This window comes from Paenibacillus barengoltzii G22, from assembly GCF_000403375.2.
In the GTDB taxonomy this organism is placed as follows: Bacteria; Bacillota; Bacilli; order Paenibacillales; family Paenibacillaceae; genus Fontibacillus; species Fontibacillus barengoltzii.
Window position 1 is genome coordinate 768,683 of record NZ_KE159653.1, and the last position, 12,352, is coordinate 781,034.

Genomic DNA, 12,352 nt, shown 5'->3' on the forward strand with positions numbered 1-12,352 from the left:
ATCTATTCGGCTTATTCTAAATTTTAGAGTTCAATGTGTATTATATACCTTAAAATTGATCGTTGTCTTGTTATAATGTATATTACTAACAAACCATTCCGAGGAGACTCCTATGAATATTCAAATTGCTCTTTTTGCCGGGTTGGCGGACCGGATCGGTACGTCAACCTTAAGCTTTGTATATCCTTATCCAGAACGTCCAATTACGGCAGCCTCATTAAAGGAAGCGTTGGCTGAGGCTTACCCTTCGGCAGTTGCATTGATCTCCGCCTCCTTCGTTGCGGTCAATCAAGAGTACGCTGCAGGGGATACCCCCATCCATGCGGAGGACGAGATCGCGCTGATCCCGCCGGTATCCGGCGGCGAATCAAGTTCAGGTGATGCTTCTGACGCAGCAGAGGATCAACTCTACATTATCACGGAAGAACCGCTGTCCGTGGAGGAGATTACGGCGAAGGTCATCAGTCCCGACCATGGCGCCGTTCTCACATTCACCGGGACTACCCGGGAATGGACACAAGGTCAACGTACCGTACATCTCGAATACGAAGCGTATGTGCCGATGGCCCTAGCCAAGCTGCGTCAAATCGGTGATGAGATCGCAGAGCGCTGGCCAGGAACTCGCTGTGCTATCAGCCACCGGATCGGTCGCGTGGATATCGCGGAAATCAGCGTTGTCATCGCCGTATCCGCTCCGCACCGGGCCGGATGCTATGATGCCAGCCGTTACGCTATTGAACGCCTTAAACAGATTGTCCCGATCTGGAAGAAGGAAATCTGGGAAGACGGTTCCGGATGGAAGGGCCACGGTCTTGGTCCTTGGGACCCTCGTGTACCGGGAGAACACCTCCTTTCGGGCGATTGACAACCTTACAAATTCGTTGTCATGCCAGTTGTTTCCTGATATGATTAAGAAAAACTGGAAGATTACGAGGTGTCATCGTCTTTGAAAGTACATATTATGGATCTCAGTCCAGGTGACCGTCTTCAAAATGATGTATTTAATCATTTCGGTGTTTTTGTTTTGCAGAAAGGCTGTGAATTGAGCAGCGATTCCATCGTTAAGCTAATGCAGCATGGGATCGACTACGTAGATATCGAACCGCAAACCTTAGACGCCGAATTCCCTTCGGATCCTGCCTTCCGGGCCAAGCCATATATGGATGAAGCCGTTGACGGTTTCGAGGAACTGTTCCTGAAAGCGCTAACGAACGGGACGATCGACGAAGCGAAAGTGGACAAGCTGTTAGAGCCGATGATCTCAGAACTGGATAACCAGAAGGACGTCGTCTCTTTATTGCTGATGATTGGTGACGGTGACAATTATACTTACCATCATTCCATGCAAGTCGGCATGCTCAGTTATTATATCGCCTCCTGGTTAGGGTATCCTAAGGAAGAAGCCTACAAGGCTGGGAAAGCCGGCTACTTGATCGATATCGGCAAGAGCAAGGTCCCACAGAGCATTTTATCCAAGCCCGGCAAGCTGACGCCGGAGGAATTCGAAGAAGTGAAGCGTCATTCCGAATACGGTCATGACATTATTCTCAATTCTACCGGAGACGAGCTTTCGGCCTTGGTGGCGCTGCAGCATCACGAACGGGAGGACGGCAGCGGTTATCCGCATGGCTTAACAAGCAAGGATATCCATCCGTTCGCCAAGATCGCCGCGGTTGCAGACGTGTATGCGGCGATGACCTCCAACCGAGTCTATCGCTCGAAGCAAGAGCTGCTGTCGGTGTTGCGCGAGTTGAACAGCCTCAGCTTCGGCCAGCTGAGCCCGGAGCCTACACAAGCATTAATCCGTCATCTGTTGCCGAACTTCATCGGCAAGAAAGTGATGCTGAGCACCGGCGAGATCGGTTCTATCGTCATGACGAATCAAACGGACTTCTTCCGTCCGCTGGTCAAGACGGATTCCCGATTTGCCGACCTGTCCAAAGAACGCGAAACCTCAATCGCAGAAGTATATCTCTAATACGGAATTCTCCCGGGCCTGCATAGGTTTCCGGGTTTTATTTTACCCAGAATTCTTGAATCAGGAACGCTTACGCATTCGCCCAATCCACTCTTGCCTACCCGTCATACATTAGCAATAAAACAACGGGAGGCGCGCTCACATGCCCAATTACCGCATTATCGTTGATTTATCGGATCGTATGCTGTATCTGCTCGATAACGACATCGTTGTTCGTGGCTTTCCGGTAGGGATCGGAAAAATGCTTACGCAAACCCCAGTAGGAACGTTTACGATCGTCAACAAGGCTCCCAATCCCGGCGGGCCGTTTGGCGCTTACTGGATGGGCTTGTCCAAACCCCATTACGGAATCCACGGCACTGATGATCCTTCCTCCATCGGCAAAGAGGTCTCGCACGGCTGTATCCGAATGTATAACCCAGACGTCATCGAACTCGCTCGGATCGTGCCGATCGGAACCAGTGTCACGATCCGTCAATAAGTACAAAAAGGAGAAGTCTCGCTCAGGGGCTTCTCTTTTTCATTGTGACTTAACAACGTTCGGACTGTTTTGATATCATACCCAGGGCAGATTCGAGCAAATAAAAAAAAGAATCCGCAGAAAATTCTACGGATTCTAAGCAGTCTTATTTTTAACCGATCGAGCCTTCCATCTCGAACTTGATCAAGCGGTTCATCTCTACAGCATATTCCATCGGCAGCTCTTTCGTGAACGGCTCGATAAAGCCCATAACGATCATTTGCGTTGCTTCTTCTTCGGTCAGACCGCGGCTCATCAGATAGAATAGCTGCTCTTCCGACACCTTCGATACGGTCGCCTCATGCTCCAGTGTGATGTTGTCGTTCATGATCTCGTTGTACGGGATCGTATCCGACGTCGACTCGTTATCGAGTATCAACGTATCGCATTTGATGTTCGATTTCGCGCCTTCCGCTTGACGGCCGAAGGAAGCGAGACCGCGGTAAGTGACCTTGCCGCCATGTTTGGAAATCGACTTCGACACGATCGTCGATGTGGTATCCGGCGCCAAGTGGATCATTTTCGCACCGGCATCTTGCAGTTGGCCTTTGCCGGCAACGGCGATGGACAGTACGCTACCTTTCGCGCCGCGGCCTTTCAAGATAACTGCCGGGTACTTCATCGTCAGCTTCGAACCGATATTGCCGTCAACCCATTCCATCGTAGCATTCTCTTCGGCTACCGCACGTTTGGTAACCAGGTTATAAATGTTTGGTGCCCAGTTCTGGATCGTCGTGTAGCGAACGCGCGCGTCCTTCTTCACGATGATTTCCACGACCGCGCTATGCAGCGAGTTCGTGCTGTAGATCGGCGCCGTGCAGCCTTCGGTGTAGTGTACAAAGCTGCCTTCATCGGCGATGATCAGCGTACGTTCGAACTGACCCATGTTCTCGGAGTTGATCCGGAAATATGCCTGAAGCGGCACTTCACATTTCACACCTGGCGGCACGTAAATGAAGCTGCCCCCGGACCATACGGCGCTGTTCAGAGCTGCAAACTTGTTGTCCGCAGCAGGAACTACCGTCCCGAAATACTCTTTGAACAGTTCCGGATACTCACGCAATGCGGAATCTGTATCCATGAAGATAACCCCTTGATCTTCAAGGTCCTTCTGAATGCTGTGGTATACGACCTCCGACTCGTATTGCGCGGAGACACCGGCCAGGAACTTCTGCTCGGCTTCTGGAATCCCCAGCTTATCAAACGTTTCTTTGATTTCAGCCGGAACTTCTTCCCATGTCTTGCCTTGTTTCTCAGATGGCTTCACGTAGTATTGAATATCGTCAAAATCGAGCTCGCTCAAGTCACCGCCCCAACGCGGCAACGCCATTTTCTCGAATTGCTCCAGCGATTTCAGGCGGAAGTTAAGCATCCACTCCGGCTCGCCTTTGATCCGGGAGATTTCCGTTACGATTTCACGGGTCAAACCTTTACCCGATTGAAAGATCGCCTTGTGTTCATCCCGGAAACCGTATTTATACTCTTCTAATTCCGGTGCTTTCTTGGCCATGTTCGGCTACCTCCTCAGGGGATTAGATTTCCGCTTGGATTCCTTTTTTCAGCGCATTCCAAGCTAATGTAGCGCATTTGATGCGGGCAGGAAATTTTCTAACGCCGGATAAGGCCTCAAGATCTTCATAGTCGTCAAACTCCACCGTCTCTCCCATCATCAGCCGGGAGAACCGTCCAGCAAGCTCCAGTGCATCTTGGATCGTCCGACCTTTGACAGCCTCCGTCATCATCGATGCCGACGACATGCTGATGGAGCAGCCTTCCCCGGTAAAGCGGGCGTCCTTGACGACGTCTCCTTCCACAATCAATTGTAAGGAAATGCGGTCGCCGCAAGTCGGATTGTTCAGATCAACCGTCAGCGCGCCTTCCTCAAACTTCCCGCGGTTCCGCGGATTTTTATAATGATCCATAATGACACGGCGGTATAAGTCGTCTAGTTGCATCATCCAAAATACTCCTTTGTTTGGATTAAAGCTTCCGCCAGTCGGTCGATATCCTGTTCCGTATTATATAAATACAGACTCGCTCTAGCCGTTGCACTGGCTTCAAGCCAACGCATTAACGGCTGGCAGCAGTGATGTCCGGCCCGGATGGCGATGCCGGAAGCGTCAAGCACGGTCGCAACGTCATGCGGATGAATGTCCAGCAGATTGAAGGTGATCAGTCCCACTTCGCGCTCGCGCGGTCCATAAAGAGTCAGCCCTTCAATCTCAGACAGGCGGTTCATCGCATAAGTGGCAAGCTTGGCCTCGTGACGGTGTATTTCCTCAAGTCCGATGCCTTCAAGGAAATCGATGGCTGCCGCCAATCCAACCGCACCTGCGATAATCGGCGTCCCACCTTCAAACTTCCATGGAAGCTCCTTCCAACTTGATTCATACAATCCGACATCATCGATCATTTCCCCGCCGTATTCGATCGGCTCCATGGCTTCCAGCAGTTGCTTCTTACCATAGAGTACCCCAATTCCAGTCGGTGCGCACATCTTATGGCCGGAAAAAGCATAAAAATCAACATCCAGCTCCTGTACGTCAACCTTCATGTGCGGGGTGCTTTGCGCGCCGTCAACGACCATAACCGCCCCGTTGCGATGAGCAATGGCTGCGAGCTCCTTGATCGGATTCACAACGCCAAGGACGTTGGATACGTAAGCGGTCGCCACGATCTTCGTCTTGGGGGTAATCGTCTTCTCCGCATCCGCCAAATCGATATGACCGTCTGGCTGCAGCGGGATATATTTCAATACAGCCTTCTTCTTCAACGCCAATTGCTGCCAAGGAATCAGATTGCTATGATGTTCCATCGGAGTAATAACGATTTCGTCGCCTTCTCCGACATTCGCTGCTCCGTAAGAGGATGCAACCAAATTCAGCGAGGTCGTAGTGCCACGGGTAAAAATAATTTCTTCCCGGCGCGCAGCCCCGATAAATCTGGCTACCTTCTCGCGGGCATTCTCATAAGCATCGGTCGCCCGGCTGCCCAGCGTATGCACGCCGCGATGCACGTTCGCATTATCCCATTCGTAATAATGCTTTAACGCTTCAATTACGACCGTCGGCTTCTGCGAGGAAGCCGCACTGTCGAGATAAACGAGCGGATGCCCGTTTATCTCTTGCTGCAGAATGGGGAATTGCTTCTTCAGCTCTTCAGCATGGATAGTCATTGTCCCAGCTTCCTTTCCACTAGACCTTGCAGTTGCTTCTGCAACGGTTCCAGCGGGATATCCGAAACGACCGGCGCCAAGAAGCCGTAAATGACCAAGCGTTCCGCCTCTGCACGGGTAATCCCGCGGGACATCAAGTAGTAAATTTGCTCTGGGTTCACCTGCCCAACGGAAGCGGCGTGTCCTGCGGAAACGTCATCTTCGTCAATCAGCAGAATCGGGTTGGCGTCACCGCGAGCCTTCGGGCTTAGCATGAGCACTTTCTCAGTTTGCTGACCGTCCGCTTTCGTGGCACCTTTCTCGATTTTCGTGATCCCGTTAATAATCGCAGTAGCTTCTTCCCGCATTACGGCGCGGGTAATCATTTGGCTGTTCGAGCTCTTCCCATAATGGACGGCCTTCGTCGTGTAGTTCAAACGTTGTTTCCCCGAACCAACGGCGATGACCTTCGCATCCGAGTTCGAGCCGTTCCCTTTCAAGATCGACAGTGTCTCACTCGCCGAATCGCCATTGTTCATTTCGCCGATGATCCATTCGATGCTGCCGTCATTCTCAACAACAGCACGGCGATAGGTCACATCCGTTGCTTGCTCAGCCAAATGGTGCACTGTCGCGAATTGGACTTTGGCGCCCGGCTTCACCACCACTTCGGCTGCACCGTTATGCACGATGCTTCCATTGAGATTTACAGAAATATAGTTATCCACGTAGGTAACTTGGCTGTTCGTGTCCGCCACGATCAGAACGTGAGGCGTGAACGAAGAGCTCGCGTCATCCAACAGGAAAATCGTTTGCAGCGGCGTATCAATCACCACGTTCTTCGGAACGTACAGAAAAACTCCGCCATTCCACAAAGCTGCATGCAAAGCGGCCAAGCGATTCTCATCCGGCTTGATCACGCTGTGCAGGTGCGCCTTCACCAGATCCCCATGCTCCCGCACGGCGGTCTCCAAATCGGTGAAGATCACGCCTTGGCTTGCCAGCTCCGGTGCCAGCTTGGTAAATACAGTATCTGCATTCCGTTGAACCAGCAGATTGCTCTGCTCATTCAATTCCACCAGCGATTGAATGCTGTCAGGTAACTGCTGCGTATGTTCACCCCGAGCTTCAGCAAGGGTTCCGAAGTTGCTCAAATCCCAGCGGTCAATCCGCGTCTTCTCCAATTTGGGCAGTTCCAGTTCCGCCGCCAGCTGCAGCGCCTTCGTCCGGCTGTCGGTCAGCCAGTCCGGTTCGCCGCGCTTCGCGGACAGTTGTTTGAGTTGCTCCGCTTCTACCGGAAGTACGGTTTGTGTCGTCATTCTTTACTCCTCCTTCCGATTAGGCTTCTTGACCAACTGTTTCGTCCACGATACCCAGCTCTTCTTTGACCCAATCGTAACCTTCCGCTTCCAGGCGTTCGGCAAGCTCAGGACCGCCGGATTTCACGATACGGCCTTGCATCATCACGTGAACGAAGTCCGGTTTGATGTAGTTTAACAGACGTTGATAGTGAGTAATAATCAAGAAGCCGCGGTCTTCGCTGCGCATGGAGTTAACACCATTAGCCACGATCCGCAAAGCGTCGATGTCAAGACCGGAGTCGATTTCGTCCAGAATGACGATCTTCGGATCCAGCAGCAGCATTTGCAAAATTTCGTTCCGCTTCTTCTCCCCGCCGGAGAAGCCTTCGTTCAAATAACGGTGCGCAAACTCTGGATTCATCTCCAGCACTTTCATTTGCTCTTCCATTTGACGAATGAATTTGATCAGGGAGATTTCGTTCCCTTCGCCGCGGCGGGCATTAATGGCACTGCGCAGGAAGTCTGCATTCGTTACGCCAGCGATTTCGCTAGGATATTGCATCGCCAGGAACATCCCAGCGCGGGCGCGTTCGTCAACGGCCATCTCCAACACGTCTTCCCCGTTCAGCGTCACTTTACCATCCGTAACTTCATACTTCGGATGGCCCATCAGCGCAGAAGCCAGCGTACTTTTCCCGGTTCCGTTTGGTCCCATGATGGCGTGGATTTCCCCGCCTTTTATCTCAAGGTTAATCCCTTTCAGGATCTCCTTCTCCTCGATTGTTGCTTTCAAACCCTCAACTACAAAATGCGTTGCCATGTAACTGCTCCTTCCATTCACGAAAATTAACGTTATTTGCTTAGGGCCGCCGCCCTTGTTCTTGCCATTATATCATAACAATTATCACATTAGAATAATTCTAAGTGATTCTCACTGATTCTCATTTCATTCTAACCTACTTTATATCCATAAGCAACGTATGACGGCGGATGTTCATTGTTATGCAATATCGTCATCCCAGACAATGCAAAAGGACTCGGCCCGCGCTTGCGGCCAAGCCCTCTTGGAATGCGTGATCTCTGCCTTTGGCTCAGAGAAGATCTATCAATCCAGGTAAGCCCGGAGCATCCACATCTGTTTTTCCCATTTGCCAAGATAACCGGTTAACAAATCGCTGGTGACGTTATCCTCCACCTGATCCGCGAGACCAATCCCTTCGTTGTACGCCTCCGTTAAGGTCGCCAGGTCCTCAAGCACATGCTGAACCATCGCCTGCGGCTCCTCCTTCCCGGTTGCCTCCTGAATGGTGGCCAGGTCCAGATACTCTTCCAGCGAAGCTGCCGGGTTCCACTTCAGTGCGAGCATCCGCTCGGCAATGGCATCCATTTGTTCAGTAACTTCATTATATAGCTCCTCAAATTTGGCGTGCAGCCGAAAGAAGTTCGTCCCTTTAACATACCAATGGTAGTTGTGCAGTTTGACATAAAGCACGTTGAGGTTAGCAACCTGTTCATTCAGCAGCTGCTCCAGGCTGGATTTCTTCGTATTCTTTGCCGGTTTAGCTTCCGATTTGCTCATCCTTATCCCCTGCTTTCTTCAATTAAAAGTTGTCATTATTTTACCCTGATTCCGGGAGGACGAAACAAAAGATCCATAAGATGTATAGATTTGTGTAAATTTCTTGAAATTTGGGCTATGATTGTTGTCATAGTGGTGCTATTATTATTGAGGATTTTCAACAGAAGAAGGACGACCTTTCTCTGCCAACTTGAAAACTGTGGGGGAATTATGGAAAATCAAACCGGTCAACATCAGAAACAAGATGACGAATTGGGCTATTTATTTAACGTCGAGATTCTAGTCAAAGGGACAACGAACCCGGTGGCTCTGCAAGCGCTGATGAAGCTGCTGAACGACAGCCCTGACATTATAGATTACCGCATTAATTCCGGAATCGAGCTGGGACGAATCATTGAATCTACCTTGGCTTCTCGTAAGCAGTCCCGCATTGATACCGCCCAAGCCGAAAAGGCCAAGAATAGCGGTAAGGAAACGACGAAGCCATCCGCTGCGGTGGAGAAGAAGAAAAGCGAGCCGGCTTCGAGCAACTTCAAGGAGTTGACCACAAGCGATGAATTCCAAGCCTGGATTCAAAGCTACATTACAGGCAATAAGCTTGTCCGTTTGTACGTCAATCGTAACGGGAAGCGGACGAGTATGCCGTGCCGAATCCTAAACTTCCTTCCGGAAACTTATGCTGTGAGTGTATACCACGTCGACGAGAAGCAGGTCTACACACTGAAGCTAAGCGAGATCATCGATTTTTTGGATACGTAAAAAATATCTGAACAATGCAGCCAAAAGGGCTGGCGTTCCTGTGGATGCAGGTTGCGCCAGCCCTTTTCGATCTTGCATCTCCTTAAGTTTTATGCCCCCGCCCGAGGTGCTGCCTTCCAGGCTTCCAGCGCGAGCAGCAGCCAGCCAGCTAGAAATGACACGCCGCCAAGCGGTGTCACCGGACCAAGCCATCGCAAGTCCCAGGCGGCAAGGCCGTATAAGCTGCCAGAAAATAAGATCACGCCGATCAGAAACAGCCGTCCACTCCACAACAGCCGCTTAGAGTCTCCCCACTTCGCGGCAAATAGCGCGGTCAGCAGCATGGCAAGGCCATGAATCATTTGATAATGGACTCCGGTCTCAAACGTGCTTATGGCAGCCTCCCCGATCCGCTCTTTCAAGATGTGAGCGCCAAACGCACCAAACGCTACAGAGAGAAGCATGACAATCGCTCCGATCCCCGCATATTTTCGCTGCACTATTGATTTCACCCTTTCTGATCATGTCCATTCACCTTCGTGTCCATCATACCGCAGGGCTTTGCCTGATTTCCACCACCGTTTCAACCAAAAATATCCTTGCAAATTTCAGGAGGATATTTGAAGATGGTCTTGAATAGGTTTACATTACATAATGTCAATTAAAGGAGTTTTGGGATGGATTATCGTCAATCGGAGCAAGATCCTGTATCACCCTATTTTGCCCCCCACGAGCCAACAAACCGGATGAAATTCTCCGGCCCCGGCATCGCCTCCTTCGTACTCAGCTTACTTGCCGTAATTGGCTATATCGCTGCGCTGGCACTGATTATTTCTACAGCCATGGATCTCGTGGACCAGCCTGCGGAGGCCATCGCCGCAGACCTGATGCAACGAAGCGGGACAGTGCTTGGCGTTTTGCTGTTCCTCATTTCCGGCGTATTGGATCTGGTCGGATTGATTCTAGGCATCGTAGGCCTGGCGATTCGAAATCGGAGGAAAGTGTTTGCGATACTAGGCACGATTTTTTCGGTCTTGCCATTAGTTCTCTTCATCTTTTTGATCGTGCTTGGCAGCCTCACGGTCTAGGATAACGCGGTACCATGTAAGCTTTCCCTCGAATCGGCGGCGTCCATCGCGGACAACTGCCGAAAGCCCCAAACCCCGCGGGTCTTTGGTCGGTCTTGGGGCTTTTCCTTGTCTTGTTCTTTTTGATAGAATGGATGAAAGTTCTTCTTTACATTACATCGAATTTGGATCAACTAACCAAGGAGACTGTTTATGTCTAAAGTGAAAATTTTTGCGGATAGTACCTCGGATCTGCCAGCTGGCTGGGTCGAACGGTACGATATCGGCCTGGTTCCGCTTTACGTCGTATTCGGCAATGAAACGTTCCGGGACGGCATCGACATTACCCCGCTCGATATCTATCGCCGAGTGGAGGCCGAGGGACAATTGCCCAAGACAACAGCACCGTCCCCGAAAGATTTTATGAGCGCCTTTGGCCCTTACATCGATCAAGGAATGGACATCGTGTATATCAGCTTGTCGTCCAAGCTGTCGTCCACCTATCAGAACGCGCTTATCGCAGCTGCGGAATATCCCGAGGGTCGAGTTCATATCGTAGATTCCTTGACGCTGTGCAGCGGGATCGGGATGCTGGTCATGAAGGCCGTACGCCTGGCTGAGCAAGGGTGGGGAGCCGCAGAAATCGCTGGACAAGTTGCCGCCTTACGCTCCCAAGTGGAGACACAATTTGTCATTGATACGTTGGATTATTTGTACAAAGGCGGTCGCTGCTCCGGGATGCAGAACATCATGGGCAGCCTGCTGCAGATTCGTCCGGTCCTGAAGATGGTGGACGGGAACATCATCCCGGCTTACAAAGTACGAGGCCGCAAGGAGAAAGCCGTGCAGCTCATGCTTGATAATGCCCTGGCCGACAAAGATCAGATGGATGAGGATTTGATCTTTGTCGCACATACGCTCGCGGAGGAAGAGGCCCATCGGTTATCCGTGATTTTGCGGGAGCAGACCGGTGTACGAGAAGTCGCTGTTGCAGAAGCTGGCTGCGTCATTTCGAGCCACTGCGGCCCCCATACCGTCGCGATTATGTATGCAAGAAAATCGGCGGCTTCATAAGTCCCATAGATAACCAAAGACGTTTAGGAGGATTTATATGGGTTCCATTAAAATTTTTGCAGACAGCACTTGCGATCTCCCCGCTGAATGGATTGCGCAGTACGACATCGGCATTGTGCCTCTGTATGTGACGTTTTCGGAACAAACTTACAAGGACGGAATCGATCTGACGGTGCCTGAGCTCTACAAGAAAGTCGATGAGACGGGCAAGCTGCCTAAGACGGCGGCACCGTCACCGGCAGATTTTATCGAGGCGTTTCGTCCACATATTGAGGAAGGCCGGAAAATTCTCTATATCAGCTTGTCCTCGGAGCTGTCCTCGACTTACCAAAATGCGCTGATTGCCGCAGACGAATTTGCCGAAGGCATGGTGACGGTGTTCGATTCCCTGAATTTATCGAGCGGCATCGGTCTGCAGGTGATGAAAGCCGTTAACGCTGCTGCAGAAGGCAAGAGCGTTGAAGAAATCGTTGCCCTGCTGACTGCCGTTCGTCCGCAAGTCGAAACCGAATTTGTCATCGATTCGCTGGATTATTTGTATAAGGGTGGTCGCTGCTCGGGTATGCAGAACATCGTTGGCAGTCTGCTGAAAATTCGGCCTGTGATCAAGGTCGAGAACGGCAAAATGACGCCAGCATACAAAATTCGCGGCAGCCGGGACAAAGCGCTCGATCAGCTGTTAAACAATGCGCTTAGCCATCTATCTGAAATGGATGATGATCTCATCTTCGTAACGCATTCCTTGGCGGATGAGGACGCGAAGGTGCTGAAGGAAGCGTTAGAAGCCAAGACGAACGCCCGCCAAGTTGCGGTGTCCAATGCCGGCTGCGTCATCTCCAGCCATTGCGGCGCCAAAACGATCGGTATCCTGTATACGAAGAAGCTGGCATAAGTTTTATGCAAAATAAAAAGGAAGACCAGGGACTCTCCCCGGCCTTCCT

The 12,352-nt window shown here is 51.1% G+C and carries 14 protein-coding genes; 7 read left to right on the top strand and 7 right to left on the bottom strand.

Annotation, left to right across the window (positions count from 1 at the left end):
* Nucleotides 1-112: 112 nt before the first annotated feature.
* The 3 genes from C812_RS11885 to C812_RS11895 all read left to right on the top strand — a co-directional run bounded on the left by C812_RS11885 (nucleotide 113) and on the right by C812_RS11895 (nucleotide 2,459).
* Entirely contained in the window at nucleotides 113-865 is a 753-nt protein-coding gene (locus C812_RS11885) for a molybdenum cofactor biosynthesis protein (RefSeq protein ID WP_016312899.1), read from the top strand.
* Nucleotides 866-946: 81 nt separating this feature from the next.
* The gene (locus C812_RS11890) at nucleotides 947-1,978 is read left to right on the top strand and encodes an HD-GYP domain-containing protein (RefSeq protein WP_016312900.1); all 1,032 of its coding nucleotides are present in this window, start codon (nucleotides 947-949) and stop codon (nucleotides 1,976-1,978) included.
* A gap of 142 nt (nucleotides 1,979-2,120) precedes the next feature.
* Nucleotides 2,121-2,459, top strand: coding sequence for a L,D-transpeptidase (locus C812_RS11895; RefSeq protein ID WP_016312901.1), 339 nt, complete (start codon nucleotides 2,121-2,123; stop codon nucleotides 2,457-2,459).
* 151 nt (nucleotides 2,460-2,610) lie between these two features.
* On the opposite strand, the gene sufB is transcribed toward C812_RS11895, so the two are convergent.
* From sufB to C812_RS11925, 6 genes are all read right to left on the bottom strand, one after another.
* Complete coding sequence (gene sufB, locus C812_RS11900) at nucleotides 2,611-4,008, bottom strand: Fe-S cluster assembly protein SufB (protein WP_016312902.1); 1,398 nt, start codon at nucleotides 4,006-4,008, stop codon at nucleotides 2,611-2,613.
* 22 nt (nucleotides 4,009-4,030) lie between these two features.
* A complete protein-coding gene (sufU, locus tag C812_RS11905) occupies nucleotides 4,031-4,453 on the bottom strand; it encodes a Fe-S cluster assembly sulfur transfer protein SufU (RefSeq protein ID WP_036625386.1) in 423 nt (140 codons plus the stop codon).
* A complete protein-coding gene (locus C812_RS11910; protein ID WP_016312904.1) occupies nucleotides 4,453-5,673 on the bottom strand; it encodes a cysteine desulfurase in 1,221 nt (406 codons plus the stop codon). Before C812_RS11910 ends, sufU begins: the two co-directional genes overlap by 1 nt.
* The gene (gene sufD / locus C812_RS11915) at nucleotides 5,670-6,971 is read right to left on the bottom strand and encodes a Fe-S cluster assembly protein SufD (protein ID WP_016312905.1); all 1,302 of its coding nucleotides are present in this window, start codon (nucleotides 6,969-6,971) and stop codon (nucleotides 5,670-5,672) included. Before sufD ends, C812_RS11910 begins: the two co-directional genes overlap by 4 nt.
* Nucleotides 6,972-6,990: 19 nt before the next feature.
* On the bottom strand, nucleotides 6,991-7,773 hold the full coding sequence (gene sufC, locus C812_RS11920; RefSeq protein WP_016312906.1) for a Fe-S cluster assembly ATPase SufC: 783 nt from the start codon (nucleotides 7,771-7,773) through the stop codon (nucleotides 6,991-6,993).
* Nucleotides 7,774-8,058: 285 nt separating this feature from the next.
* Nucleotides 8,059-8,532: a Dps family protein gene (locus C812_RS11925; RefSeq protein WP_016312907.1), complete on the bottom strand. Its 474-nt coding sequence runs from the start codon at nucleotides 8,530-8,532 to the stop codon at nucleotides 8,059-8,061.
* Between the two features lie 210 nt (nucleotides 8,533-8,742).
* On the opposite strand from C812_RS11925, the gene C812_RS11930 reads away from it, so the two are divergent.
* The gene (locus C812_RS11930) at nucleotides 8,743-9,291 is read left to right on the top strand and encodes a hypothetical protein (RefSeq protein WP_016312908.1); all 549 of its coding nucleotides are present in this window, start codon (nucleotides 8,743-8,745) and stop codon (nucleotides 9,289-9,291) included.
* A gap of 89 nt (nucleotides 9,292-9,380) precedes the next feature.
* On the opposite strand, the gene C812_RS11935 is transcribed toward C812_RS11930, so the two are convergent.
* Nucleotides 9,381-9,770, bottom strand: coding sequence for a DUF423 domain-containing protein (locus tag C812_RS11935; protein WP_036625121.1), 390 nt, complete (start codon nucleotides 9,768-9,770; stop codon nucleotides 9,381-9,383).
* A gap of 177 nt (nucleotides 9,771-9,947) precedes the next feature.
* On the opposite strand from C812_RS11935, the gene C812_RS11940 reads away from it, so the two are divergent.
* The 3 genes from C812_RS11940 (at nucleotide 9,948) to C812_RS11950 (ending at nucleotide 12,303) form a co-directional block, all read left to right on the top strand.
* Nucleotides 9,948-10,358: a hypothetical protein gene (locus C812_RS11940; RefSeq protein WP_016312910.1), complete on the top strand. Its 411-nt coding sequence runs from the start codon at nucleotides 9,948-9,950 to the stop codon at nucleotides 10,356-10,358.
* A gap of 192 nt (nucleotides 10,359-10,550) precedes the next feature.
* Nucleotides 10,551-11,411, top strand: coding sequence for a DegV family protein (locus tag C812_RS11945; RefSeq protein WP_016312911.1), 861 nt, complete (start codon nucleotides 10,551-10,553; stop codon nucleotides 11,409-11,411).
* A 37-nt stretch (nucleotides 11,412-11,448) separates the two neighbouring features.
* On the top strand, nucleotides 11,449-12,303 hold the full coding sequence (locus C812_RS11950; RefSeq protein ID WP_016312912.1) for a DegV family protein: 855 nt from the start codon (nucleotides 11,449-11,451) through the stop codon (nucleotides 12,301-12,303).
* Nucleotides 12,304-12,352: the final 49 nt, after the last annotated feature.